The organism is Limnospira sp. (genome assembly GCF_051859755.1).
In the GTDB taxonomy this organism is placed as follows: Bacteria; Cyanobacteriota; Cyanobacteriia; order Cyanobacteriales; family Microcoleaceae; genus Limnospira; species Limnospira fusiformis.
This window is the reverse complement of record NZ_JBIMLI010000046.1, coordinates 1-26,001: the sequence shown is the minus strand read 5'-3', so window position 1 is coordinate 26,001 and position 26,001 is coordinate 1. Positions and strand designations below refer to the sequence as shown.

Below are 26,001 nucleotides of genomic sequence, written 5' to 3'. Positions count from 1 at the left end.
TGTGTCTATTTGTAAAAATAGGGGCTATAACCCCTATTCTATCGCCCAAATAATTATTCTCTGAGCAATTTTAAAAAATCCCGATGCACCAATTTTAGGCTACGGAGAGGAAGCCCAAAATCGACATCTTGACAAAATCGACATTTTGTGCATATTGGATGATTGCGTAGACAGGGGGGATAATAGTTCATGATAGGAACTCCATAGCTGGTGCGACCACATCAGGAATCAAATTTTGTTGGTCTTCCTGGTAGACAGCCAAATCAAACCAGAAGGTAGTTCCCACTCCCAACTCACTAACCAAATGTACCTGAGAATTGTGCTTTTCAATAATATTCCTAACAATAGATAAACCCAAGCCCGTCCCTTCCAAGGTATGCACTCGATTTTCGACTCTAAAGAATCGAGTAAAAACAGCTTCTTGGTCTTCCGAAGCAATACCGCTTCCGGTATCAGAAACCTCGATGCGTACCACTCTCTGATATAGTTGTGAATTGTGGGAAATATGCCTATCTAAAGGTCGAGGTGGTGGTGGAGACATAATCCAACCTCCCCGTTCAATTTCGGCTGCTTCTCGACTCTCAGCCAGGGAGATATGATGGCTATCATCTAATAAATAGGCACGAATTATTACTCTTCCGCCAGCTTCGGTAAATTTGAGGGAATTTCCGACCAAGTTAGTGAGGACTTGTAACAACAAATCAAAGTGACCTCTAACGGCTGGTAGTAATGGTTCTACCTCTTTACTCAATTCAATTCCCTTATCTCGCGCATTGAGTTGATAAGTCCGTAGGGTTTGTTCAATAGGATGAGCAATATCAACAGGTTCCAGGTGATAAATACGACAGGACTCAAGGCGAGATAAATCTAAAACGTCATTAACTAGACGGGTAAGGCGGTCAGTTTCATGGTTAGCGGTTTCTAAAAATTCTCGACGTTCTTCTTCGCTTAAATCATCGCCATAGTCGTGGAGAGTTTCGATAAAGGATTTAATGTTAAATAAAGGTGTTCTCAACTCATGGGAAACGTTACTGATAAACTGGCTTTTAGCGTCATTTAGTTCGACTTCTCGGGTGATATCCTGAATAGTCATAGCAATGCCTTTTAAACTTTCCCGATAGTTTTCCTGATTTTTGACGGTGGCATCTTGATTGTAGAATGTACATTCATTAGCTTGGGGTCTTTGGGGGGAGGTGCAACTATTATCGTGGTCATAGATACAACTAGCGCAGAGGGGTTCTACACCGGGGGATTTATGTAGTAAAACTGTGGTGAGAAGAATGCGGAGAGTGCGATTATTTGGTTCAGTGAGAGAACAGCGAAATTCTCCTCCTTCTAGGTTTCCAGAGGCAATTTTTTGTAATGGTTGAGATAGTTCTTGTAATACTGGTGCGGGAAGATAGGTTAAAACGTTTTCAGAAATGACGCTTTGACGTTCCCACCCAAAGAGGCGACGCGCGGTCGGGTTGACGAGAATTAGATTAAGTTCAGCATCTATTAAAACTGCACCATCTGCAATAGTTGAAACCAGAGTTTCTAGCTTGGCTTTTTCGGCGGTCAACTCTTCGATATTTTGTTCGTCGTAGCTTTCCAGGCGTTCTGCCATTTCATTAAAACTCAATATGAGTTCTCCCAATTCACCGCCAAAGGGTAAATCAATGCGTTGTCTAAAGTTACCAGCAGCTATATTTTTGACTCCCATTAGTAGTTCTTTAATCGGCTGAGTAATGGTTAGGGCATTAAAAACCGCCCCTAAAATTACCATAACCCAGATAGAGACGAAAACTGCTAAGGTAACGTCACGAGTTAAGTTAGAGGAGACGACAACGGTGGGATTAGGATTAATACCGATCGCCAAAATTCCCAGATATTTGTCATCGTGCATTAGGGGAACAAATACATCTGTTATTTGACCCCCAGGGGTAAGATGCTGGCGCACCATAGGTAAAGCGGAATAATCCCTCGCTTCGACACTGGCGAGAAAATTTTCCGGCAGTTGCATCCGTCGTCGCAGGGTGAGGGAGTTCTGGACTGCGGAATCAGAAAAGGGGAGACCGAGGAAAATCTCGCCGTCGGGGTCAGCATAGAGCATATATCGCACACTAGAGGTGCTGGTGTAGAACTGACGGGAGAAACGGGCTACCTCTTCCCGATTATTTTCAGCAATCATGGGGGCGACATTAGCGGCTAAAAGTAAGCCCAAATCTCGACCATAGCGGGTATCATTAAGACGAGCGTCTTGCTGAATGGTATTAACGGCCCAAAAGGTTAAACCGCTCATCAATAGGGACACCACCAGGGTAGCTCCCGCCATGAGTCGGGTTTGTAGGGTAAACTCAGACCACCAATTTCTGAGAATTTCTGGAAGTTTGGTGAGAATTGCCAGCATCTTGTACGGTTCTGGGTTGGGGAACTGCTTATCAGTATCTAGCGTAGACGATCGCCAGATTCTCTACCACAGTTTAGCAAAAATTGGAGTTAAGTTTTGTTAAGGCTGTACATAATTGATTAATTTTGGCTTTGTCGGAGTCTAAAACCAATATCTCGGCGACAGTACATTCCGTCAAAGTTAATGCAGTCCACAGCCTGATAAGCATTGGTGATAGCAGTTTCTACAGTGTCACCGATAGCGGTTACACCCAAAACTCTGCCCCCGTCGGTGATTATTTGTCCATCGACCAGGCGAGTTCCGGCATGAAATACTTGAGCACCCAAGGCTGATGCTGCGTCAATACCAGTAATCAGCTTACCTTTTGGATAAGTTCCCGGATAACCACAGGAAGCCAAAACCACACATAGGGAAACTCCGGGTTTCCAACGAATAGAGGGAAGTTCTGCCAGACGGCGATCGCAACAAGCTGTTAAAATCTGGTCTAGGGGAGTATCTAACATGAGGAGTACAGCCTGAGTTTCCGGGTCTCCAAATCTACAGTTAAACTCCAGAACCATTAAATCACCGTCAGGGGTAATCATCAATCCCGCATAGATAATACCACAATAATCAATTCCCCGGTTTTGAAGTTCCTGTAAAGTAGGTTCAAGAACCTCCCGTTGTATTTTCACCATTAACGTATCAGAGACCAGGGGGGTAGGCGCATAAGCACCCATACCGCCAGTATTAGGTCCCGTGTCACCTTCTCCAATAGGTTTATGATCTTGAGCCGGAATTAGGGGGCGAATAGTTTTACCATCAGTAATAGCTAAAACCGAGACCTCTTGACCCTGTAGAAACTCCTCGATCACAATTTGGCAATTATCTTGACCAAATTCTCCCTGAGAAATGGAGGTAATAGCCGAATCAGCCATTTCCAGGCTAGTAGCAACAATAACCCCTTTTCCCGCCGCGAGTCCATCAGCTTTAATAACAATGGGAACTTGAGTAATATAGTCTTTAGCAGCTTGGGGGTCAGTAAATACAGCCCCCGTGGCGGTAGGGACTCCTGCTGCTAACATCAAATCTTTAGCCCAGGACTTACTCGCTTCTAATTTTGCGCCTTCACGTCCGGGTCCAAATACTTTAACATGATTTTTAGTAAGTTCATCTGCAATACCCAAAGCCAGGGGCACTTCTGGACCGACGACCACCAAATCAATAGCTTCATCTTTAGCCAAAGCAACAATAGCCGGGATATCCTCAACCGGGATATTTCGATTTTGACATTTGGTTAGGGTAGCAGTCCCGCCATTTCCGGGAGTACAGATAACCTGTTGGACTGTTTCTGACTGAGTGAGTGTCCAAGCTAAGGCGTGTTCTCTACCACCGTTTCCAACAACTAATATTTTCACAAGAACCTCGCACCTTCAACAAATAAAACCTACACCAAAACGATGTAGGCTTGTCGATAATAATTAAACCAAATTTTGAGGAAATCCTACATTCCCAAAGCCGCCAAGGTAGCCGGACCCGCCACACCATCAACTCTCAAGCCGTAGTCACGCTGGAAGGCTTTAACTGCTTTGGTGGTAATTGGACCAAAATATCCGGTGGCGCGCGCGTGGAAATAACCGTAGTAAGCTAGTTTATGTTGCAAGTTAGTAACTCGGGAACAACTGTCACCGTGGGACAGGGATTTATGGTAGCCACGACCACGACGGGGGCGGTGACTGGCTGCATGATAGCCATAATGGCGTTTGGGAGGAGATTTAACATAGCAGGAGGTGTAGCAATGGAGTCCCAAAGCGGAAGCTGTGGCGGGACCAACAATGCCATCTGCTACCAACCCATAGTCACGCTGAAAGGCTTTAACGGAGTGCTTGGTAATTGAACCAAAATAGCCGGTAGACCGCGCGCGGAAGTAGCCATGATTAGCTAAGGCGTTCTGCAATTGTACCACATGGTTGCCAGAGGAACCATAGTAGATGGAGGCTTGGGCGGCGCTGGTGGAACCCAAAATTGACAAACCAATGGCTGCACCGATAATTGGCATTAAGCAGGTAGTAGAAACTTTACTCCAGTTAACACCCCGAAACAGAATCAAGTTGTCGCTGAGGTTGAACTGCTGGGGAGACTCATAGCTAGAGACTAGATGATTGTAGGCAATTGTATCCATTTCATCTCCTAATTCAGTATTTGAAAAAAAAGTTGACCAATGGTTGATCTAATTCGAGATGCTACCACGGGTTATTAATTTATAGCTGTTTGACCCGCAAAAGTCTAGGGTTAACTATGAAAATCAAGATTTTTTTGCAAAACTTAATATAATTGTGAAGACACAAATATATAATTGTACCACTTTGCGAGTTGCTTATTGTTAATCACTGACATTTATTATGAATCTATTTTTAGGTATAGATTTTGGTACTTCTGGGGCTCGTTCAGTAGTGATTGATACCCTGGGAGGGGTTCATGCAGAGGGGGTTTGTACCTGGAAGGAATCATTGGTGACTATGGAATCACCGAAACTCTGGAAAAATGGGTTATTTGAGTTACTCAATCAAATTCCTAAAGATTTATGTTCTCAGATTAGATCGATCGCCATTAATGGTACTTCTGCTACAGTGTTATTATGTGATGAGATGGGGAATCCGGTCACCGCACCGCTCGCTTATAATCACAGTTGTGATCAGGCTATTGTGGAGAGACTAAAAGCGATCGCACCCCCAGACAATCCGGTTTTGAGTAGTACCTCTAGCTTGGTCAAACTACTCTGGTGGCAAGAAAATCTTACCCCGCCGCCACCCGGAAAGTTATATTTTTTGCATCAAGCAGACTGGCTAGGATTTTTATTACATGATAAGTTGGGTATTAGTGACCATCATAATAGTCTCAAACTCGGCTATGATGTGGTGAATCTTTGCTATCAGTCGTGGTTGTTAGAGGCTATTAAATGGGGGGGTAAATTTACGCCGATTTTGCCAAAAGTCCTGACCCCAGGAACCTGTATTAGCCCTATTAATCGACAATTAAGCGATCGCTTTCGATTGCGCCCAGATTGTATAATTAGAGCCGGAACTACAGATAGCATCGCCGCTTTCATAGCCTCCGGTGCTAGTTCCCCTGGGGAGGCTGTCACTTCCCTAGGTTCAACCCTGGTGTTAAAGCTGTTAAGTCCTACCGCTATCAATGTTGCTAAATATGGCATTTACAGCCACAGGTTTGGTGATTTGTGGCTGACTGGCGGCGCTTCTAATACGGGGGGTGCCATATTGCGACACTTTTTTAGCGATCGCCAATTGGAAAGCCTCAGCCGCCAGATTAATCCTAACACTCCCACTCTCCTAGATTATTATCCCCTATTGCAACCGGGCGATCGCTTTCCTATCAATGACCCCAATTTGTTACCCCGTCTTGAACCTCGCCCCAGTAATGATGTAGAATTTCTCCATGGCTTACTAAATGCGATCGCCCGTATTGAGTCTCAAGGTTATCAACTTTTACAAAACCTAGGCGCAAGTCCTCTCCAGCGCGTCTATACTGCTGGCGGTGGGGCCAAAAATTCCACCTGGACTACTATTCGCCACCATCATCTCCGAGTCCCTGTACTCCCTTCTCCACACACCCAAGCCGCCTACGGAACAGCCTGTTTAGCTATGCGGGGGGAGTTGATTAAAAAATCAAGTTGTTAAGAAATGTTAAAAAAATCGACCTTTTTTTGGGGGTGGGTTGACTTTCGGGGAGGTTGACGCTATACTTTTAGATAATGGAGATAGTGACATTTTTCGGTTAAAAGGTAATATTTCCATTATCTAGCATTACTATAGTAATTATAAACAATTTCCGCAGCCCTGTCAACCCCTGAGCCGGGGGCGATCGCAACTTGATTAAAAAATCAAACTTTCAGGGTTAAAAAAATCGACCTTTTTTTGGGGGGTGGGTTGACTTTCGGGGAGGTTGACGCTATACTTTTAGATAATGGAGATAGTGACATTTTTCAGTTAAAAGGTAATATTTCCATTATTTAGCATTACTATAGTGATTGTAAACAATTTCCGCAGCCCTGTCAACCCCTGAACCGGGGGCGATCGCAACTTGATTAAAAAATCAAATTGGTAGAGCAAATAACTGATAAACTGTTTTGAGGCTATATCAGAATAATCAGAAGTATGGCAAAACCTAAGCGCATCGGGATTCTGACCAGCGGTGGTGACTGTGCTGGATTAAATGCAGTAATTAGGGCGGCGGTATATCGAGCCCAGGGGACTTATGGCTGGGAAGTAATGGGGATACGCCAAGCCACCCACGGGTTAATGCAGCGTCCGCCATCAGCGACACCGTTAACCATAGAAAAAGTAGATCCAATTCTGACAGCAGGGGGGACAATTCTAGGGACAACGAATAAAGGAGATCCCTTTGCTTTTCCGATGGCCGATGGTAGTGTGCAAGATCGCTCCCAAGAAATCATTGACGGTTATCATGAATTAGGATTAGATGCGCTGATTGGCATTGGTGGGGATGGCAGTCTCGCAATTTTAAGGCGTTTAGCAGTTCAGGGAAATCTGAACCTAGTTGGTGTACCGAAAACCATAGATAATGATGTAGGTAGCACCGATCTATCAATCGGATTTGATACCGCTGTGAATATCGCGACCGAAGCCTTAGATAGATTGCACTTCACCGCCGCCAGCCATAGCCGGGTAATGATTTTAGAGGTTATGGGAAGGGATGCGGGACATATTGCTCTCCATGCGGGAATTGCGGGGGGTGCGGATGTAATTCTGATTCCCGAAATTCCCTACAGTCTGGATAGTATTTGTCAAAAAATTGAGGATTTGCAGCATCAGGGGAAAAACTACTGTCTGGTGATTGTAGCTGAGGCGGTTAGGACTGGTGCGGGAGAAACCGTGATGACCACTAATCAATTAGGTCAATCTAGGCTGGGTGGTATTGGTCATTATTTAGCCGATCGCATTTCCGAGGCTAGTGGTGCAGAAACGAGAGTGACAGTTTTAGGTCATATTCAAAGGGGGGGAACTCCTTCTTCTGTGGAACGTTTAATCGGATCAGCTTTTGGGGTAGCAGCAGTAGACTTAATTGCAGATGGCAAGTTTGACCAGATGGTAACTTGGCGTAACCGTCATGTGGAAAGTGTACCCATTGCGGAGGCGATCGCTCAGTATAAGGGTGTTGATACTAATGATATTCTAGTGAAGACAGCTCGGAGTATGGGAATCTGTTTAGGGGATTAACCATAAAAGTGGTGCTTTAGGGTAGGAATGAATCGTCAAATTTTACTGGAAAATCAACTCAAGCATTGGCACGAGGTAATCAGCGATCGCTCTGGTGATCCGGATGCTTACATTCGCCGGGGGATGGTTTACTTCAAACTGGGTCAAATTGCCGAATCAATTAAGGACTTCGACCAAGCCGAAGCCTTAGACCCCCGGATTAAACCATACCTGTGGCAGCGTGGTTTATCCTATTATTATGGGGAACAGTTCCAAGCCGGTGCGGATCAGTTTGAGATTGATCTGACTGTGAATTCCCAGGATGTTGAGGAGACAGTATGGCGATATCTTTGTCAGGCCAAATTACAGGGGGTAGAATCAGCTAGAATATCTTTATTGCCTGTCTCAGGTGATTCTCGGACAATCATGGGACAAGTTTACAGCCTATATCAGGGAAATTGTAGCCCGGATGAAGTGCTCAATAGGGGAACCTGGTTAGGACAACAGGGTAGATTTTACGCCCATCTTTATGTGGGATTATATTATGAGGCGGCGGGTGATCAGGAGCGATCGCGTTATTTTATCACCCAAGCAGCTACTCAGTATAAACTCAATGATTATATGTGGGATCTGTCTCTAGTTCACTGTCAACTGAGAGGATGGCAATAAAATGGAAATTAGGAATCTGAAACTATGACTTTGTTAGGAAACATCATCTGGTTAATTTTCGGAGGTTTTTTATCTGGATTAGGTTACATTATTGGTGGTATCACTATTTGCTTAACCATTATCGGCATTCCCTTTGGTATCCAAGCCATTAAACTAGGGTTTGCTACCATGACCCCTTTTGGTAAAGAAAGCGTAGTTTCCCCGGATTCATCTAATCTGTTAACCATGATTTTTAACGTGGTTTGGGTAATATTTTTTGGCTGGGAAATCGCCTTATCCCATTTATTGCATGGTTTAATTTTGGCAATTACCATCATTGGGATTCCTTTTGCGAAACAACACTTTAAACTCATCCCTATGGCTTTATTACCCTTTGGTCGTGAATTTCGCGATATTCAAAGATAACCCGAATCAGGTTAATGGTAATCAACCAAAGCAGCTACTTCCTATATAATTCATGCCTCGCCTACCTAAATTAACCTTTGAACGCGGCACATTAACCCTGCATCCTCCCCCCAGAGGTAGAGGGTGGATTGATTACGCAGTTTGGGATGATCGGGTAGAGAAGTTTCGTGTACCTGCGATTTCTTACCCTTTTCTGATCAAGTGTTTACAAGAGGAAAAAGTAGATTTTCTTGACGAAGCCAAAATCTTCCATCCCTTAAAGTTAGTTTCCCGCCTAGAAATGTCGCCTTATGTGCATCAACAAGAGGCTTTAAGCGCCTGGGAAAATGGCGGGAATAGGGGAGTTGTGGTATTACCGACAGCTTCGGGAAAAACCTACCTGGCGCAATTGGCTATAGAAGCGATCGCCTGTAGTACCCTAGTGGTGGTGCCGACCCTAGATTTAATGCACCAGTGGTATGCCCACCTAGTAGCTGCTTTCCCAGAGGCGGATATTGGGCTGTTGGGGGGCGGTTCACGGGATAAAACATCAATTTTGGTCGCCACATACGACTCAGCCACCTTGCAGGCGGAAACCCTGGGAAATCGCTATGGTTTATTGGTGTTTGATGAATGTCACCACCTCCCCACAGACTTCTATCGAGTCATTGCAGAATATGCGATCGCCCCCTATCGTCTAGGACTAACCGCGACCCCAGATAGGTCTGACGGTCGTCACAGTGATTTAAACCATTTAATCGGTCCTACGGTTTATCATCGCACACCGGAACAATTAGCGGGGGTGGCTTTAGCAGACCATGATATTGTGCAGATTAAAGTTAAACTGTCCGAACCTGAACGCGATCGCTATCAAGAGTTAATTAAAGTTAGAAACGATTTTCTCAAAAACCAAAATATCCGCCTAGGTAGTTTAGAAGGTTGGAAACAATTTGTGATGGTCAGTGGGCGATCGGCTTCTGGTCGTCGGGCGATGTTAGCCCATCGTCAAGCTAAAGAAATCGCCCTTTGTACTGATGGAAAGTTACGGATATTAGCCGACATTATCAGCCAAAATCACCCCGAAAGAACCCTAATTTTTACAGTAGATAATACTACGGTTTATCGAATTTCTCAAGATTTCTTAATCCCGGCTATCACCCATCAAACACCTGTGAAAGAACGTCATCAAATCCTGGATAAATTTCGCCAAGGAGAGTATCGAACCCTCGTGGCTTCCCATGTTCTGAATGAAGGGGTTGATGTTCCTGATGCCAAAATCGCAATTATTTTATCAGGTACTGGGTCGGAGCGGGAATATATCCAACGTCTAGGAAGGGTATTGCGTAAGGGAAGCCAAACCGGAAAACGGGCGGTTTTGTATGAGGTAATTACTGAAAATACCAGCGAAGAACAGACCTCCCAACGGCGGCGGGGTCACAAACAGCCCCCACCTCAAAAACCCAAGATTTCCCCACCTACTGGATTATATGATCTAGAGCGATCGTTATCTCCAAAAGCCGCCGAATCTTCAGAAAAATGGGATATTGATAATTAATAATTAATAATTAATAATTAATAATTAATAATTAATAATTGTAGGGGCGGGTTCTGCTGTCAATTCGGAATTATCGACGACAATATTAATAAACCCGCCCCCACCGACCGGGTAATTCTCAATTATCGACGACAATATTAATAAACCCGCCGTCACCGACCGGGTAATTCTCAATTATCGACGACAATATTAATAAACCCGCCCCCACCGACCGGGTAATTAATAGATGAAAACAATACCGATTTAAGTTTTTCGTTCTAAGGTAGCTTCCATGATGCTGGAGAGATTGAGATGATGACCAGCCATAATGCCACTAGAATAATAATATCGATTGTTGTCAAAGCGGCGGAAACTTTCCAAACCACTGCGTCGCTGTCGTTCATCCCCAAGCACCCAAAATCGTTGGACAATTAGGGAGGGACTGATTAAGCCTTCCCCTTCGACCTTACCTAATGCGCTATGCTGCATTAAAAAGGTGTACTGACGTTCGTTGTTGTCGAGTCGTCCTCGATACTGCAAAATGATGTCATCACGATCGCTTCGTGGAAACACCAACTTAGTCACCAGACTGAACCACTCACTCTGATGCCATGCAACTAATGTTTTACCACGAACGCTGATAGGCGCTTGATTACGATCTAGCCAGGTTCCTTCCACCAGCCACTGACCAGGTTCCATTAAAAAAGTGTGAGCCACAGCACTAATTTGTTACTCAGTGGTCGGGAAACTGTTGAGCAGATGCCATTTTGCACAACTGGGGTTATTATAGCCCAATGGTGCGATGAGGGTGAAAAATATTCCCTAACAGCACAGACTGACTAGCGCCTGTAACTTCAGGTAAATTACCAGGAATGCTCCGGGTGCGCCAATAGGCGAGGACAGCAAAAGCGATCGCTTCTTTAAAATCGGGATCAACTCCGGCATCGGCGGTGGTCATAATAGGGATAGGGTGTAAAAGCTGTTCTAGGCGAGTTCGGAGATAGCGATTATGGCATCCGCCGCCACATAGGAGGACTTGATCTGGTAATTGGGGCAAAAAATGGCGATAGCTGTGGGTAATGGAAACAGCAGTAACTTCGGTTAAGGTGGCGAGGATATCGGCTGGGGAAAGATTATAGACTTGAGTTTGTTGTAAGTATTTTTGGAGATATTCAACTCCGAACAATTCCCGTCCGGTGGACTTAGGCGGCGGAGTCTGAAAAAAGGGGTCTGCCATCAGCTTTTGGACTAATGGAGTGCAGGGAGTACCACGACTGGACCATGCGCCATCTAAATCATAACTTTGACGACCATCAGATAGATATGCGACGGCTAAATCGATTAAAGCATTACCAGGTCCAGTATCCCATCCCCGCACAGGATGTGATTCGGGTATATTTGCGGGAGGTAAAACGGTAACATTGCCAATACCACCGATATTTTGAATACAGCGATAGAGGTGAGGGTGACGGAGGAGGTAGGCATCGACAGCCGGAACTAGGGGCGCGCCTTCTCCTTGGGCGGCGATATCAGCGAGGCGAAAATTACCAACGGTAGTGATACCGGTTTGATGAGCGATCGCCTCTGGTCGCCCTAGTTGTACACTATAGCCCAAAGGGATGGTAGCATCGGGGTAGGGTGGTCGGTGATAAACGGTTTGACCGTGGGAACCAATTAATTCAGCGGGTGGTGATTGTTGTTGGATATTCAAAGCCGCCCTCGAAAACTCGAGAGCGATCGCATCATCCAAAGCAGCCAAATCAGCCACAGAAATGGATGCACCGCCACAGATGGCTAAAATTTGCGATCGCAGTTGAGGGGGATAGGGATAAGTAGCCTTAGCGAGACATTGCACCTGTAGATCTGTAGTTGATCCTTTCAGACGGACTGAAACTGCATCAATACCATCGACAGAAGTACCGCTGATCAGACCAATAACAACAGTCATGGAAGCCTAATTAATCGTCCTGATTGATCATCACCACAATGACGGTGATATTATCTTTCCCTTCCCTATCAATAGCCGCATCAACCAAAGCCTGAGTCGCCGCCTCACAGGCGCGAATGGATTTAAGCTGATTAGCAATGACAGAATCTGGTAACTCCTCCGTCAAGCCATCGCTGCATAATAATAGGCGATCGCCTGCTTGAATTTCCATGGGAAAAATATCAATTTGAGATAAATCTTCCCGTCCCAAACACTGAGACAAAACGTGCCGCCAGGGATGCACCCGCGCATCATCAGGGGATATAGCCTTACGTTTAACAGCTTGCGCCACCCAAGTTTGGTCTTCCGAAATTTGAGTTAACGTATGTCCCCGTAGGCGATAGAGGCGGGAGTCTCCCACATTAGCGCACCAGGACTCCCCGTCACGAAACAAAGCCACCACTGCTGTCGTCCCCATATCAGAACGTTCAGGATGGGAGATTTGGTCATCAAGGATAGCACGGTTAGCCGCTATAAAGGCTTCCTTGAGTAATACCGGGGAAGGAGCAGAAGAATCCCAATGAGCATTAAGATGTTCTGTGATAGTTTTAGTGGCAATTTGACTAGCCTCTTGACCGCCAGCATGACCACCCATACCATCAGCCACGATAAAAAACCGTCCTTCCTGGTCGATGTAATAGGCATCTTGGTTGACAGTGCGGACTTTTCCCGTATCAGTCAAACCTGCGAAATAGCGTTTCATAAATCTTCCTCCGTGCAGAGTACCACTAAATCGTTACTCCGATTAGTGACGGGAAGAAACTGAGAGTGATTTCTATGTTGCATAGGATATCAGCAAGTTGAGTTAACAGCAGTAGCATCTTGGGCGGGACGCTTGGCACCAGCTAAAATTTCTTTGATAATATCAGTTTTTTTGAGCTGGAAAAATTTTAAGATATTGAGTCCCCTTTGGCGGATAACATTGTTATTATAAGATTTCCGGGTAGTTTTTGGCATCAATAACCCAGGTGTAAGTTTACCTGGTGAACGGGTCAAGTTAGCTGAGAGGTACTTTCCTACCAGCACTTTTTTAGCCATCTCCACCTGTTTAATTGTTGAGTTGGACGGCTTATGACACAGCGATCGCATTGTTTAAGTGATGGCCGATTTGCGGATGACAGGATACCATGGGTGAGGTGGGGCTTGGGTGTCATCCCCAGGAAGCCACATCGCCCATTCCACCACCCCTGATATCTGATACCTACAGCATTCTATCAAAGCGATTGATTTGTCTGATCAGCCGTATCAAAACAACTGCCATGAGCAAAGCCAAAAAGGCAATCACAAGAGCTAACCACACTTTATCACTAATAAACAGTAGTGTTGCCGATAAAGTAAATGCCCCCACCAACAAAGCGTAGTTAGTCCCCATTTGCACGTTACTGACCCGGCGCAGGAGGCGATCGGTTTCCGTCGCCCGCACCCGCATTCGCAAATCTCCTTGTTCCAATTTATCAAGGGTTTGTTCAATGCGACTGGGTAAACCCAAAGCCGTGGAACTCACCTGAACCGCTTGACGACTGATTTCATTTATGATACTATTGGTAGTTTGGGAGCCGTTTCCATTAGACATAAGCTGTATGGCAAAAGGTTGTGCCACCTCCATAAAATTAAATTCCGGGTCTAAGCCTTTACCGACCCCTTCGAGGGTAGAAAAGGCACGCATCACAAAAGTAAATGTAGCCGGGAAGCGGAAGGGTTGGTCATAGGCGATCTCATAGAGATCATCACTAATAGCTGCAATGGATTGCTCCTCAAAGGGTTGATCCATGAAATTATCTAGCATATACTGGATGGAGCGTCGCACGGGGCTCATATCTCCGGTAGGAGCCAAAGCGCCCACTTCAATGAGGGATTTCACGACGCGATCGGCATCCTTATTAGCAATGCCAAATAGTGTTTCCATCAGCTTTTCCCGCAGATTAGAAGTAATCCGCCCCATCATACCGAAATCATAAAAGATTAGCTGTCCCTGGGGACTAACGGCAATATTACCCGGATGAGGGTCAGCATGGAAAAAGCCATCATTAAGGAGTTGTTGTAAATAGGCTTTAGCCCCCATTTGAGCCAGTTGTTTCCGGTCCAAACCCGATGCTTCCAAGGCTTCATAGTTACTAATTTTAATTCCCGGAAGATACTCCAAAGTCAAGACCCGTGGGGATGAAAATTGCCAGCAAACCCGGGGAACCTGAACCCAATCACAATGGCGGAAATTACGCCGGAAGGTATCCGCATTGCGGCCCTCATTAAGATAGTCTATTTCCTCCCAGAGAATTCGGCAACATTCGTCATAAATTCCCAGCCAGTCGCGACCTCGACCCCATTTAGGATGATTTTGGAAATAGCGAGCAATACCTTTAAGAATAGCTAGATCGACCTCAAATAGCTGTTTAAGTCCAGGTCGTTGGACTTTGACCACCACATCAGCACCGGAGTAGAGTTGAGCCTTGTGGACTTGGCCTAAACTAGCGGCGGCTAGGGGAACCGGGTCAAAGTTGCGAAATAGTTGCTCAACGGATTTACCAAAATCTTGGTCGATGATTTCCCGACATTGTTCATAGGGAAAAGCGGGGACGCGATCCTGTAGTTTAGAAAGTTCCTCGACATATTCACCGGGGAATAGGTCAGCACGGGTGGAGAACAGTTGACCTAATTTGATAAAGGTTGGTCCTAGGTCTAGGAGGCTTTCCCTGACCCAGATAGCCTGCTGTCTCTTTCTGACCAGTTTTTTTTCTTCGGTGTAACCACCTATGTAACTCCATTGTTTACCATCTCTCCACAGCCACCCTAGCCATAGGAGAACAAAGGTCCAAATGTCAATAAATCGCCGTTGACGGGAATAATGTTTACGGTTCCAACGGTAGGATTTTTGACCATAGGGTTTGGGAGTGGCTGAAGCCACTGGGTTAGGTGGGATATTTTCATGGTTCCGGTAGGGATGATTTGACTCATCAAGGGGAACAGACACTCGCGTTTCCAAAATTGCGTTTCCAGCTAATCAATGGGTTTAATTAAGGATGTATGACAGGATGTATGGCAGTGGTCTGCACTTAGGCTTGGTTACGGTAACGCTGTAGTTCCGATCGCATTTGGGCAATTTCCGCCCGGAGGTCGTCGATAGTTTCCTGTAAATCAACTGATTCGGAACCAAAGCCACTATTGTCAGCCATTTGATTGATACCCTGTTTTTCCGCCTCAGAATCAGCCTTCTGGATGACCTGATTGGTAAAATCACGGAGTTTCTCCCGTTGTTCGGCATCAAATTTGCCTAATTCACTCAGGCCATTGGACAAGATGTTTTCAATTTGTTCATAGAGTCCTTCTGCTAAGGCCCGGCCCACAAAGAAAGAATGAACAGATGGCTTACTCATATAAAAGTTTTGCTAAGTTCCGTAACAAATTATAGCGCGGTATATGAATCTAGCAAAGGATGGGATGTATATCTACCATAGTTCTGGGAACTAAGAGGGTCTGGCTGGTCTTCCCGTCAACCTGTGGGTTGGCTTTGCGGGCCGGGCTGAGGAGATTTCCCTAACCATGATTTAATTGTGAGGTGCTTCCTAGTAATAAAAAATTTACTCAAACTTACACAAAAACCAAAAACCTGTATAATAGCAACAAGCACAATAACAGGAGTTAAAGTGCCCAAATTATGTTACACCCAAAGAAGCCGGGAGAAATATTCTCCGTCAGTGCTGCCACCTTAGAAAGAAAGGTGTTTTAGCGGCTGTAACGAAAGTTATATCTTTACCCCGTGATTGGGTAGGCGCACGAAACATTATGCTTCGTGCTTTGCGGGCTACTGCCGTTGTCTTTCAAGAGTTGTCTTCCCAGATAATGCGATACTTTTTCAATCTGCGTAAAGCTTTCATAAGTTTTGTAAAGGTTTGAACAAGTTAAATGTAGCACAGTGGCAGCCATGGTTGTTAATTGAACTCATATAGCCATTTGTCAGCTAATAGATTAGTTCAATCCGGTCAATTTTTCTGGGGGTCGGTATCTGCGGGCAGTTTCAGGACTATGGTGGCTGCCACTGTTTATAGGAGCGCAAAAGTTTCAAAGAACTAATCGAGAAGTGATCTGATTACGACTGCATAAATTGACGATCGCCCAACTGGTGACAAATCCAAATATGGCGGTTATGAGAATGGTAGTGGCTGAAATGGGTTCCAGGAGGCCGGGAGATATTTTTTTCACGATAAATTCAAAAATTTCTATTGATAAGTGGTGGGCTAAATAAATGCCAAATGAACAAGCGCCTAGGTTCTGAATTATGGGGTTGTCTTTCATTAAATATGATAGGGCGATCGCTAAGATTAGGGAACTGTAACCTTGCAGAATTTCGGTGATGCTTGTACCTCCCGGTATCATGGAGTTAATGGGTAAAAATCCAAATGTACTCACGCAAAATATGAGGAAACTACAGCCAGCAATTAGGGGAATTTTTCGGGAAATTATGTTTTGATAATAGTCATATTTAGCCACTATTGCCGCTATAAAAACGTAGGGTAAACAGCGAATAATCCAAGCTATTATTACGAAAAATATTCGCAAAATTACTTGGTCATTTGACAGCCATGATATCTGTTCGGTTAAGCCGGAAAACGCAACATTAGCACCGAGCCTAAAACTATTGTTGGTAAATCTCAAGGTCATGTCAAGTATTAGGGAGATGATGACTCCCAACACTAAAAACCTATTTTTCTGGGAAGGCTGATTTTTCTGATTTTCTAAAAATTCGATCAATTTGATTGAGAAACTACCAAAAAATAGTAAGGGGACAAAGTAAAGATGCACTGCGGATGCTCCCATAAAAATAATGGCGATCGGGTCGGCAATTACCCCGATCGCTTCCTGGGGATTACCTAAAACTAAACTTTTGACAATTCTACTGAGCACATAAATTAAACTCCAGAAGCCATAAGGAATAATTAAACGCTGGAAGCGATCGCCAAGATTCAGTAATTTTCCTCGACTATAAAAACGATTGAAACTCAAATAAAATGAAGTCGCTAAAAAAAAGGGTACAGCAAAACTGGCTGAGATAATTAACCAGCTAGAAACCAGATCCGGAGCCCCAGTGGTACCACCACGGGAGTGCAAAACTGTGACACCAAAGGCTGCTAGACCCCGAAACAAATCAACACCAGTCAATCTTGTGGGTTTGTTCATGTGTATAGTTACGATATATTGATTTGGTCTCTTTAACGAGGAATATTTGGACAGGAATTCAATATTTGACCGATGATAACATAACTTAATCACTAGGAAGATTGACGAGTTACCACATAAATCTTAACAATCAGTGGTCAGGAAGCAGGCTTTCGTCTAAGTCCGGTCTAAGTCCCCCCACATCATTGATGGTAAGTGGGTGCGATCGCTGTCAATAAATCAGATTCAACTGGTAGATTTATTACGTTTGAACTGATTTCGGAAAAACCTAAGAGCGGGTTTTTCTATGGCGATCGTCACAATATAAGCCACCAATATAGCAAATATAGTTCTGACAATTACTGACAACTCTGGTGGTATATCCAGGGATTGTAAACTCCAGTTAAATAACCAACTACTCTGTATATGGGTTAAATATAATGAGTAAGAAATGCCTCCTAAAAACACTAAAATTCTAGTAGACACAAATCTCAATTTTTCTCGATGAGCCAGATATAAAATCACTACAAATATAGCAAAAAATATAAAAGCATACTTAGGAGTACCGGGAGAATAATCTAAGGCTCTGGCTAACACACAGGCGACAATTAAGAACACACGATAGATAGTTACACTATTGACTTGACATTGATACAGAATTAAGCCAGCAATAAATAAGGGGGCTCTGCCTCTTAAAAGAATGAAATTAAATTTGATATAATTCCTAATAAAGGATATAAATTCAGATAAATTATCCCATTTAAATAAACCGACAATATCAGGATATACTAATGCTTGATTGCTGGGCAAATTTCCGATAATGGTTAATGATAATTCAGGAGATTGGTAGGCTCTGAAGATATCAAAAACAATTAATATTAGCCAAATCCCACAGATGATATCAATATATTTCAAAAGTCGAGATTGGTAGAGAATAAGGATAATAGTATAGAATGCTAATTCTAGGGTCATAGTCCAGTAGACAATATTAATATTTCGTGAACCGACCATTTCTTGAAACATGGAAAAATTTATTAATATATCATAGAGATTATCACTTCTTAATGGCCTTTGACTAATATAGGCAATAACTATGGTAGTAATTACAGAAAACCAATAGGCGGGATAGAGTCTAAACACACGACCCATGATAAAATCTATACTATTGTTGATTCTTTGAAAACTTATTAAAATTACAAAACCACTAATTATAAAAAACAACTGTACGAATTCTTCAAGATAGGAAAAATAATAATATAAGTTATGGGGAGACCATTGATAGGAACCAGCATAGTGAAACAGAACAATAGCTAAGGCGGCTAAACCTCTAATTCCATCAAGTTCTAAAAAACGCTTGGACTGGTTCATGGTTGGCGGATGATAGTATTTATCAGTTAGCTAAGTTACCACAAATACTCAGGTTTGAGGGAATAGTAGAGCAAAGGCGAGGATATTGAGGAAAGGAAGCCTTTAGTAAATGCAGAATAACGGGGCATTTTTGTGTTTCTTGTTGTTGTCTGTCGTCTGTTAAGAAGTTTCCTCCTATCAAATCTGATATTTGGGAAACCAATAGAATTAGATTAGGCTCAAATCAAGAGTTGGATGGAGACACAAAATTTTTATCCCTGGGGTCTGAAAGTGAAAAACTGGGATAATTCCCAATCTGGTTGGCTTGGTCTTGGGGGTATAAACTCATCCCAACGTTTTGGGTTCTCTTCCTCTAGTATACGATCGCTCGATCGCCGTTGATTATTTAACCACTGATCATAATCATCCTCAATCTCCCGTTGAGGTAACGTGGTAGGTAAATCCTGATCGAGAGGTGAGTTGTTGAGAATGTTAGGGTTAACTGGTGCTAACTCTGGTAACTCTAGGGGATAAGAGGGTCGAAAGTCCTCAATAGTCGTCTCGTGGGAACCTCTAGCAGGTATGCGATCGCCATAATGTTCTGTTGGCCCGTTGCGGGTATGATCATCCCGAGAGTTCTGAGTTGGTGAAGGTTCCAGGGCTGGGTAATTCTGCCAATAGGATGAAGTCGGGGACTCAGGAAAGGCTTGATCAGCATAATCATCCGTACTGGTAATGCCTCCAGAACTATTATAGAGCGATTGGTCATGCTCCTGAGTTTCTGAAAAAGCCACATCTTTGAGCAATTCTGCCAGATTGGTACTACCATCGCCTAATAATTCCAGGTCATTAGCAGGACCAGGCAGGCCCTGATTTTCTCCCACTAGGGCGGGTGTTTCAAAGATAGGGGAATTGGGATCTATGACCAAGCCTAGCTCTTTTTCAGATTTCAAATCGCCGTTGCTGGGTGGGGTAGCTAATTTTTGACTATAGCTGCGGGTAATGGCAAACCCTAACCAACCGGATATCATAGACGTGAGCAAAAATACTAGCAACAGCCCCCATTGCGGAACAGGCGATCGCCTAATCTGTTTGGTAGTAGATTGTTGCCGCTCATACTCTGCTGGGGTGGCAGAATTATCATTAGGGGTGTCGGTTTCTGTTTCTCGATTATGGTTGTGGTAGGGGATTTTGATCACAGTTTCCCTGATAATTAGGGCTTTTTCCGGGGTAGGGAGGATATTCAACCATTCCGAGATATTAGAGGGACGATTTGAGGCTTCTATCTCTAATCCCCAGCGCACAGCTTCTTCTACTTCTGGGTTTAAGTCTGGGTGCAATTTCCCCACCGATGGTTTTTCAACTCCGATTAATTGTCCTGTGAGTTGGTTCGCACATAGGGGCGCTTCTAGGGGTGTTTCCCCAGTTAACAGATAGTACAGTAGGGCAGAGAGTGCATAGATGTCTGTGGCTTGGCTAGGTTGTTCATTGGGAAGATATTGTTCAAGGGCTGCATATCCACCGGAGAGACGACGGTTATAAATATAACGGTTGAGTTGATCAGGTTTGAGATGATTACCGACTCCCAAACCACTAAGTATCACGGAATTAGCCCCCGTCGGCTTAATAATGTAAGCAGGTTGCAGGTTACAGTGAATGAGTCCTTGTTGATGAATTGCTTGTAGGGCTAATGCGATTTGGCGAATGTAGTGAATAGCCTGTGGGACGGGTAGGGGGGGCTGAGTTTTTAGGTAGTCTTGTAGAGATTGACCGGGAGTGTAGGTCATCACTAAAAATGGAAAGCCCTGTTCATCAAATAAGTCTATAACCCCGACTAAATTAGGATGCTGACAGCGACTCCAACGTTTAGCGATCGCTATCAATTGATGTCGCAGTTGTGGGATATTTTGATCATCGTCCAGGTTGGGGTCAAGGGTTTTAATGGCCACCATTTGACCTGTTACCTGATTAGTCCCCCTGTAGGTAATACAGAAATCTCCCTGACCTAAAATCCTATCAATTCGATATTTTCCATTCCCAACAGTGGTTAAGTTCATTTCCCGACCTTCCAATTTTAGCCCTAATCGTTGATCTGGTTCCGGCTATTATGCGATCGCCAATCACCATAGTTATACCAGTCCCAGGATAGTCTAATCCCTTTTCGCGATAGTAGTGTGTTCCTTAACCTTGATTTAGCCATAATTGCAGCCAGTCCCTTCTGACAAGGTGTTAGGGGGTTGCCGTTTCCTGTGGGTTAGATTGAGTTTTAGAGGCATTGTTGCCGCGCGTAGCGATCGCCACCCCCGTTAGAATGACTATGGCTCCTAATATTAATCGCCTTGAGGGAACTTCTGCAAATAGCAGATAGCCCAAAAAACTCGCCGCCACAGGTTCTAGTAAAATCGCCAGTGTGACTAAGGTGGGGGAAGTACGGTTAACCGCCCAATTAAAGCTGGTGTGGCCAATTAGTTGGGGAACTAATCCCATCAGGATTAGATAAAAATAGACTGTGGCAGAATGACCAGTATAGTTAACTCCCCATAGTAGGGGTAGGGGTAGCAAAATCATCGCTCCTACAGTATAGGCGATCGCTATATATGCACTGAGGGATAGTCCCCGCTGTTGTGCTTCTCTTCCTAACATCAGATAAAGGGCGGCGGTGATCGCACCCATTAGGGCTAAAATATTCCCGGCGATCGGATTACTAGCCACTGTGGATAATTTAGTATCTGCTAAACCGATGATCATACCTCCACTCAGAGCGATCGTCATTCCTAATATGGTCGCTTTCCCAGGTCTTTCGTGCCACCATAGCCAAGATAACACCGCTACCCAAATAGAACTGGTAGTCACAATAGTAGTTGATGCCGCAATCGATGTATAAGATAGGGAAGTTATCCAGACAGAAAAATGGGTGGCTAAACATATTCCAGCGCCAATGGCGTAGAATATCGCCTCTCGTTTATAGGTGCGCCAGGAAACTCTCCCCCAGGTAGGGGTCAGCAATAAAGCTGCAATAGATAGCCTGGAGGCGGATATTAGCAAGCTAAACCCTACCCCCCGCAGCCCCGCTGCATCAATGGCTAAACGCACGAAAATTGACCCCGTAGAGATGGCTACCACACCAAGAAAGACGATCGCTATAACTAGCCAATGGGGGGATTTATTTAAGGTTTTCATGGGGTGGGTATCTGATATGGTTTCATATATTATGGTCTGATGGAGTCAGGTAGCCGATGAAGATTAACACAATATTTGTACATCCTGTTAAGGGTTTGACCGCGCAAGTATGCGATCGCGTCCAATTGGTGGAAAACTTTGGCATTCTTGGCGATCGCGCATTTGCTTTGATGTTTACAGATATGGGAGACCCGCAACCCCTGACTCCCTGGCTATCAAAAAAGCATTTTGCTGTTCAAAATGATTGGGGACAGTTAGCTAGTCTCAATTGTGCTTATGATACTACCAGTCAGACCTTAGAAATTACCAAAAATGGCGAATTGTTGGCTGCGGCTAATTTAGGGACTGAAACCGGACGCGATCGCATTAGTGCTTTTTTCAGTGAATATCTACACTCTCTCACCCCTAGTACCTCTGCTAGACATCCCCAATATAGTCCTGTGCGTTTGGTGGGAACCACTACCGGGGACACTCGCTATCAAGACCGTCACCAAGGACAGATTTCTATTATTTCTCAGGCTACCCTCGATGATATTGCTGAAAAAGTCGGGGTTAATTACATTGATCCGCGCCGTTTTAGAGCGAATTTTATAGTTGATAATATTCCCGCTTGGTCGGAATTTAACTGGGTAGGAAATCGCCTAAAATTGGGATCAGCTTTGGTGGAAGTCACCGCGCCTATTGGTCGCTGTCTGAATATTGATGTTAACCCAGATACAGGCGATCGTGATATCTCTCTCCTCTCTCAACTCTCCGCCAAATTCGGACACGCTCAAACTGGAGTCATTGCTAAAGTTATCACTGGTGCAGTTGTCACCACTGGAGAAACCCTAGCAATTAAATAGTCTCAATAATTGATTATTACAACCTCCTATAAATCAATTTAATTTTGCATAAAATAACCCACCCAACCATCAATTATAATATATACCAGAGTCGGGCAATGGGTATCATTTAACTTTGGTGAGGACAAACACACTGCCAACATTGCCTCTGCCAATCCGCATATCTTCGTCTAAATAAGTAATATCTAACCATCCTTGTTGTTGCTGTTCTTGGAGGGTAAAATCTACAGCCAAGAACTTTTTATCAGATTCAATTTCATCAATAAACTGATTAGGGTATTGATAGGATATGAGGCGCTGTAAGCCGATGACAAAACGGTTGAATTTGACCTGAACTCGCTTTTGAGAAACCGCTTCAAATCGGGCAGCCACACTAACCATGCCTTCCAAATAGGGGATACCGACAATTTCAGCAATGTTGTAAATTTTGCCAGTGCGGGCGCGAATACATTGATAAATCTGCCCCAAATTATAAAACGGAAAGCGGTCAATCCCCAAGAGTTCTTGGCTGTTGGTGTAAAGTAGTCGCCAATTGCCATCTAATAACTCAAGTGCTTCTACAGGTCGAGGGGTGGGATTATAATCTTCCAATTGAGCGATCGCAGAGAGAATAGCAGTTTTGTCGCTCTCTGTAGCCAGTAAACCTCGATTTTTCCCGGCAATGGCTTCTAATAAAGTCGCTTTTTTGAGCATATCACAATGTTTTGGGGATAAATTTAGGGAACCCAGGTGGTTTTCAGGGCTAGTTTAACCTGCTATAATAGCTACCAATCCCATAGTATAGCGATCAAAGTACCGACCTGCCCCTAAAATGTGCCAAAATCTGAAATTTTCTTGAGGCTAAACTGAATGCTTCCTAAAGTTATTGGTGGGCGCTACAAATTACTGAAAAGGATTGGAGGAGGAGCATTTGGCCAGACCTATCTGGCCGAGGATAGTCAGTTGCCTGGAAACCCTGAATGTATCGTTAAGCAACTCAAACCTCAAATTACTGATCCAGGAACCCTACAAACAGCTAGAAGGCTATTCAACAGCGAGGCTCAAGTGTTGCATAGCTTAGGTTCTCGCCATCCTCAAATCCCGACATTGTATGCTTACTTTGAAGAAGACCAGGAATTCTATCTGGTACAGGAGTTAGTAAGGGGGGAACCCCTAACAGAAGAACTACCCCATGGCAGCCATTGGACAGAAGCCCAGGTAATTGACTTTTTGGAGGATATTCTGTCAATTTTGGATTATGTCCATCAGCAAAACGTGATCCATCGGGATATTAAGCCCTCTAATATTATGCGACGCCATGCCGATCAAAAGTTGATGCTGATTGACTTTGGGGCGGTTAAACAAATTCAGAAAGCAGCCGGGGGTAGTGATTCTAATTTGACCGTTGCTATTAGTACATACGGCTATTCGCCACCAGAGCAACTTCAGGGGAAACCCCATTTTAGCAGTGATTTGTATGCGGTGGGAATGACGGCAATTAGGGCTTTAACAGGTATTCACCCTCACCAATTAGAACGAGATCAGGCGGGAGAATCAATCTGGAAGCCGAAAGCCTGTGTTAGTGACGGACTGTGTGCTATTTTAGACCGGATGGTGGCATCTCATCTGGTCGATCGCTATCAGTCCGCCGCAGAGGTTTTGGCTGACGTGAAACGACTTAAACAGGTGGTAAATGACCCAACTATCCTCACCAATGCAGGGGGAGTAGTCGCCGCCACTCAAGTGCGCCCCCCCTCTACTGGGGGACATATTTCCGGGGAAGAAACCAGACAACAAACGGTGACGGGAACTGGAGGGGGAAATAATTTACCTCCAACTATTGCACCCTCACCTAGTGCGGGTGTGGCGCAGTTGCCAACTCTGGTTAACCCCAATCCGACAAAGGTTTCCAAAGGGTCATCGGTCAAAGGATTGTATGTCGGGGCGGCTTTGGCTGGGTTGCTGGTATTTTTGGGATTGTTTGAGCTAGTAGTGCCGACTTTTAGACCTGCTTACTATGTGCGCCGGGGTAATCAACTGTTAAACGATGGTAACACCGAAGATGCTCGCAATATGTTTGTTCGCGCTACTGAAATTCAACCTAATCATGCGGCTGCTTGGGCGGGTCAAGCCGATGCTTTGGCGGAATTGGGAAGGCACGATCGCGCTTTGGTAGATTATCAAAAAGCTCTGGAACTAGACCCGGATAACTCTGATGTGCTGACGAGTAAGGGAACATTACTTTACCAAACGGGAGAACCCCAGAAGGCTTTAGATGCTCATGAACAGGCGATCGCTATTGATCCTAATAATGCCAGGGCTTGGCATGGTAAGGGTATTGCTTTAATTGGTTTGCAGCGATACGATGAGGCGGTGTCGGCTTTTGAGCAGGCGAAGACTATTAGACCATCTGCTCCTAGTGTTTGGCAAAGTAAGGCGCTCGCTCTCGAATATCAGGGGAAAATGGCTGAGGCGGCGCAGGTGTATTCCGAAGCACTGGCTACCTATGATGATATTTTGAGAGAACAACCTCGACGAGCCGAAATTTGGGTGGAACGCGGTTCTGTACTGAGTAAGTTGGGCCGCCATGAACAGGCTTTAGAGTCCTATCAGAAGGCTTTGGAAATTAACCCACAGCACTTTCAAGCCCTACTACAAAAGGGCAATGTCTTGTTTTCTCCCCTCGGACGTACTGAAGAGGCGGTGAGGATATCAGATCGCGCTATTGAAGTTCAGCCAGAGTCTCATCTAGCTTGGCATAATCGAGGCTCTATCCTGGCTGGTGGTCGGGGAGATTTTGAAGGGGCGATCGCCGCCTATGACCGAGCGATTGAGTTGCGGCCTTCCTTTGTCCCGGCTCTACGAGATCGGGGGTTTGCTCTCAGCCAGTGGAGTCAGGCGCTAAGGGCTGAAGGAAATACGTCAATGGCTAATGCCAAGATTAATGAGGCTCTGGAGTCTTTCGACCGGGCTTTGAATATTAATCCTAATGACCATCAATCATTAGTGGGTAGGGCGATCGCTTTTAGTCATCAAGGGCGCTATGACGAGTCGCTCAATGCCTTCGATAAAGCCCAGGAAATTCAACCCCAAGATCCCTTGATTTTGGTGAATAGGGGTTTAGTTTTGGAAAGAATGGGCCGATATAACGAGGCGATCGATGCTTATGATGAAGCTCTGAAAATTCAACCCGGTTTCCCCCCGGCGGTGCGATCGAAAAATCAATTGCAACAGCGCCTATAATTCACGTAAAACTCCTGGGAGGGTTGGAAGCTCCGTGATTGATCGCGGAGAGGAAAACCGACTCAAGCGGCTGACCG

Annotated in this window: 21 protein-coding genes; 7 read left to right on the top strand and 14 right to left on the bottom strand. The window is 44.6% G+C overall.

The features are described from left to right. Nucleotides 1–187: 187 nt before the first annotated feature. The 3 genes from ACTIE0_RS10430 to ACTIE0_RS10420 form a co-directional block, all read right to left on the bottom strand. Nucleotides 188–2,389 carry an ATP-binding protein gene (locus ACTIE0_RS10430; protein WP_006625781.1) on the bottom strand — a complete coding sequence of 734 codons (2,202 nt, stop codon included), beginning with the start codon at nucleotides 2,387–2,389 and terminating at the stop codon, nucleotides 188–190. 119 nt (nucleotides 2,390–2,508) lie between these two features. Continuing rightward, a complete protein-coding gene (gene purD, locus ACTIE0_RS10425) occupies nucleotides 2,509–3,786 on the bottom strand; it encodes a phosphoribosylamine--glycine ligase (RefSeq protein ID WP_006669142.1) in 1,278 nt (425 codons plus the stop codon). A gap of 86 nt (nucleotides 3,787–3,872) precedes the next feature. Next, nucleotides 3,873–4,550 (bottom strand): peptidoglycan-binding domain-containing protein, encoded by a 678-nt coding sequence (locus ACTIE0_RS10420; RefSeq protein WP_006625779.1) that lies wholly within the window; start codon nucleotides 4,548–4,550, stop codon nucleotides 3,873–3,875. 220 nt (nucleotides 4,551–4,770) lie between these two features. Between ACTIE0_RS10420 and ACTIE0_RS10415 the strand changes: the two genes are divergently transcribed. The 5 genes from ACTIE0_RS10415 to ACTIE0_RS10395 all read left to right on the top strand — a co-directional run bounded on the left by ACTIE0_RS10415 (nucleotide 4,771) and on the right by ACTIE0_RS10395 (nucleotide 10,213). Beyond that, nucleotides 4,771–6,066, top strand: coding sequence for an FGGY-family carbohydrate kinase (locus ACTIE0_RS10415; protein ID WP_006625778.1), 1,296 nt, complete (start codon nucleotides 4,771–4,773; stop codon nucleotides 6,064–6,066). Nucleotides 6,067–6,543: 477 nt separating this feature from the next. Further along, nucleotides 6,544–7,626: an ATP-dependent 6-phosphofructokinase gene (locus ACTIE0_RS10410; RefSeq protein ID WP_006669143.1), complete on the top strand. Its 1,083-nt coding sequence runs from the start codon at nucleotides 6,544–6,546 to the stop codon at nucleotides 7,624–7,626. A gap of 27 nt (nucleotides 7,627–7,653) precedes the next feature. Next, complete coding sequence (locus ACTIE0_RS10405) at nucleotides 7,654–8,274, top strand: tetratricopeptide repeat protein (protein WP_006625775.1); 621 nt, start codon at nucleotides 7,654–7,656, stop codon at nucleotides 8,272–8,274. 24 nt (nucleotides 8,275–8,298) lie between these two features. After that, the gene (locus ACTIE0_RS10400; RefSeq protein WP_006625774.1) at nucleotides 8,299–8,679 is read left to right on the top strand and encodes a YccF domain-containing protein; all 381 of its coding nucleotides are present in this window, start codon (nucleotides 8,299–8,301) and stop codon (nucleotides 8,677–8,679) included. 52 nt (nucleotides 8,680–8,731) lie between these two features. Continuing rightward, on the top strand, nucleotides 8,732–10,213 hold the full coding sequence (locus tag ACTIE0_RS10395; protein WP_006669144.1) for a DEAD/DEAH box helicase: 1,482 nt from the start codon (nucleotides 8,732–8,734) through the stop codon (nucleotides 10,211–10,213). A gap of 243 nt (nucleotides 10,214–10,456) precedes the next feature. Here the strand turns inward: ACTIE0_RS10395 and ACTIE0_RS10390 are convergent, their stop codons facing one another. From ACTIE0_RS10390 to ACTIE0_RS10345, 10 genes are all read right to left on the bottom strand, one after another. Then, nucleotides 10,457–10,909 carry a hypothetical protein gene (locus tag ACTIE0_RS10390; protein ID WP_006625771.1) on the bottom strand — a complete coding sequence of 151 codons (453 nt, stop codon included), beginning with the start codon at nucleotides 10,907–10,909 and terminating at the stop codon, nucleotides 10,457–10,459. 67 nt (nucleotides 10,910–10,976) lie between these two features. Then, the gene (locus ACTIE0_RS10385) at nucleotides 10,977–12,140 is read right to left on the bottom strand and encodes an anhydro-N-acetylmuramic acid kinase (RefSeq protein ID WP_006625770.1); all 1,164 of its coding nucleotides are present in this window, start codon (nucleotides 12,138–12,140) and stop codon (nucleotides 10,977–10,979) included. A 10-nt stretch (nucleotides 12,141–12,150) separates the two neighbouring features. Continuing rightward, nucleotides 12,151–12,882, bottom strand: coding sequence for a PP2C family protein-serine/threonine phosphatase (locus tag ACTIE0_RS10380; protein WP_006625769.1), 732 nt, complete (start codon nucleotides 12,880–12,882; stop codon nucleotides 12,151–12,153). Between the two features lie 89 nt (nucleotides 12,883–12,971). Further along, nucleotides 12,972–13,217, bottom strand: a complete 246-nt coding sequence (locus tag ACTIE0_RS10375; RefSeq protein ID WP_006625768.1) for a hypothetical protein — start codon at nucleotides 13,215–13,217, stop codon at nucleotides 12,972–12,974. Between the two features lie 163 nt (nucleotides 13,218–13,380). After that, on the bottom strand, nucleotides 13,381–15,147 hold the full coding sequence (locus tag ACTIE0_RS10370; protein ID WP_006625767.1) for an ABC1 kinase family protein: 1,767 nt from the start codon (nucleotides 15,145–15,147) through the stop codon (nucleotides 13,381–13,383). Between the two features lie 82 nt (nucleotides 15,148–15,229). Then, on the bottom strand, nucleotides 15,230–15,550 hold the full coding sequence (locus ACTIE0_RS10365; RefSeq protein WP_006617515.1) for a DUF6825 family protein: 321 nt from the start codon (nucleotides 15,548–15,550) through the stop codon (nucleotides 15,230–15,232). A 685-nt stretch (nucleotides 15,551–16,235) separates the two neighbouring features. Further along, nucleotides 16,236–17,351 carry an acyltransferase family protein gene (locus ACTIE0_RS10360; RefSeq protein WP_006669146.1) on the bottom strand — a complete coding sequence of 372 codons (1,116 nt, stop codon included), beginning with the start codon at nucleotides 17,349–17,351 and terminating at the stop codon, nucleotides 16,236–16,238. A gap of 225 nt (nucleotides 17,352–17,576) precedes the next feature. Beyond that, on the bottom strand, nucleotides 17,577–18,698 hold the full coding sequence (locus ACTIE0_RS10355; RefSeq protein WP_006669147.1) for an acyltransferase family protein: 1,122 nt from the start codon (nucleotides 18,696–18,698) through the stop codon (nucleotides 17,577–17,579). A 251-nt stretch (nucleotides 18,699–18,949) separates the two neighbouring features. Then, the gene (locus ACTIE0_RS10350; RefSeq protein WP_006669148.1) at nucleotides 18,950–20,734 is read right to left on the bottom strand and encodes a serine/threonine protein kinase; all 1,785 of its coding nucleotides are present in this window, start codon (nucleotides 20,732–20,734) and stop codon (nucleotides 18,950–18,952) included. A gap of 172 nt (nucleotides 20,735–20,906) precedes the next feature. Continuing rightward, entirely contained in the window at nucleotides 20,907–21,857 is a 951-nt protein-coding gene (locus tag ACTIE0_RS10345) for a DMT family transporter (RefSeq protein WP_006669149.1), read from the bottom strand. A gap of 56 nt (nucleotides 21,858–21,913) precedes the next feature. Between ACTIE0_RS10345 and ACTIE0_RS10340 the strand changes: the two genes are divergently transcribed. Further along, entirely contained in the window at nucleotides 21,914–22,702 is a 789-nt protein-coding gene (locus tag ACTIE0_RS10340; RefSeq protein WP_006669151.1) for an MOSC domain-containing protein, read from the top strand. A gap of 105 nt (nucleotides 22,703–22,807) precedes the next feature. Here ACTIE0_RS10340 and ACTIE0_RS10335 read toward each other — a convergent pair whose 3' ends face one another. Continuing rightward, complete coding sequence (locus tag ACTIE0_RS10335) at nucleotides 22,808–23,395, bottom strand: PAP/fibrillin family protein (RefSeq protein ID WP_006625760.1); 588 nt, start codon at nucleotides 23,393–23,395, stop codon at nucleotides 22,808–22,810. Nucleotides 23,396–23,551: 156 nt separating this feature from the next. Here ACTIE0_RS10335 and ACTIE0_RS10330 point away from each other — a divergent pair, with 156 nt between their 5' ends. After that, nucleotides 23,552–25,924, top strand: a complete 2,373-nt coding sequence (locus ACTIE0_RS10330) for a serine/threonine-protein kinase (RefSeq protein ID WP_006669152.1) — start codon at nucleotides 23,552–23,554, stop codon at nucleotides 25,922–25,924. Nucleotides 25,925–26,001: the final 77 nt, after the last annotated feature.

What these genes read in the sequence shown, in the direction of transcription:
- ACTIE0_RS10380 (WP_006625769.1), bottom strand. Translation starts at nt 12,882, where the DNA reads ATGAAACGCTATTTCGCAGGTTTGACTGATACGGGAAAAGTCCGCACT.
- ACTIE0_RS10420 (WP_006625779.1), bottom strand. Translation starts at nt 4,550, where the DNA reads ATGGATACAATTGCCTACAATCATCTAGTCTCTAGCTATGAGTCTCCC.
- ACTIE0_RS10360 (WP_006669146.1), bottom strand. Translation starts at nt 17,351, where the DNA reads ATGAACAAACCCACAAGATTGACTGGTGTTGATTTGTTTCGGGGTCTA.
- ACTIE0_RS10405 (WP_006625775.1), top strand. Translation starts at nt 7,654, where the DNA reads ATGAATCGTCAAATTTTACTGGAAAATCAACTCAAGCATTGGCACGAG.
- ACTIE0_RS10430 (WP_006625781.1), bottom strand. Translation starts at nt 2,389, where the DNA reads ATGCTGGCAATTCTCACCAAACTTCCAGAAATTCTCAGAAATTGGTGG.
- ACTIE0_RS10410 (WP_006669143.1), top strand. Translation starts at nt 6,544, where the DNA reads ATGGCAAAACCTAAGCGCATCGGGATTCTGACCAGCGGTGGTGACTGT.
- ACTIE0_RS10415 (WP_006625778.1), top strand. Translation starts at nt 4,771, where the DNA reads ATGAATCTATTTTTAGGTATAGATTTTGGTACTTCTGGGGCTCGTTCA.
- ACTIE0_RS10400 (WP_006625774.1), top strand. Translation starts at nt 8,299, where the DNA reads ATGACTTTGTTAGGAAACATCATCTGGTTAATTTTCGGAGGTTTTTTA.
- ACTIE0_RS10340 (WP_006669151.1), top strand. Translation starts at nt 21,914, where the DNA reads ATGAAGATTAACACAATATTTGTACATCCTGTTAAGGGTTTGACCGCG.
- ACTIE0_RS10385 (WP_006625770.1), bottom strand. Translation starts at nt 12,140, where the DNA reads ATGACTGTTGTTATTGGTCTGATCAGCGGTACTTCTGTCGATGGTATT.
- ACTIE0_RS10335 (WP_006625760.1), bottom strand. Translation starts at nt 23,395, where the DNA reads ATGCTCAAAAAAGCGACTTTATTAGAAGCCATTGCCGGGAAAAATCGA.
- ACTIE0_RS10345 (WP_006669149.1), bottom strand. Translation starts at nt 21,857, where the DNA reads ATGAAAACCTTAAATAAATCCCCCCATTGGCTAGTTATAGCGATCGTC.
- ACTIE0_RS10365 (WP_006617515.1), bottom strand. Translation starts at nt 15,550, where the DNA reads ATGAGTAAGCCATCTGTTCATTCTTTCTTTGTGGGCCGGGCCTTAGCA.
- ACTIE0_RS10375 (WP_006625768.1), bottom strand. Translation starts at nt 13,217, where the DNA reads ATGGCTAAAAAAGTGCTGGTAGGAAAGTACCTCTCAGCTAACTTGACC.
- ACTIE0_RS10395 (WP_006669144.1), top strand. Translation starts at nt 8,732, where the DNA reads ATGCCTCGCCTACCTAAATTAACCTTTGAACGCGGCACATTAACCCTG.
- ACTIE0_RS10355 (WP_006669147.1), bottom strand. Translation starts at nt 18,698, where the DNA reads ATGAACCAGTCCAAGCGTTTTTTAGAACTTGATGGAATTAGAGGTTTA.
- ACTIE0_RS10330 (WP_006669152.1), top strand. Translation starts at nt 23,552, where the DNA reads ATGCTTCCTAAAGTTATTGGTGGGCGCTACAAATTACTGAAAAGGATT.
- ACTIE0_RS10350 (WP_006669148.1), bottom strand. Translation starts at nt 20,734, where the DNA reads ATGAACTTAACCACTGTTGGGAATGGAAAATATCGAATTGATAGGATT.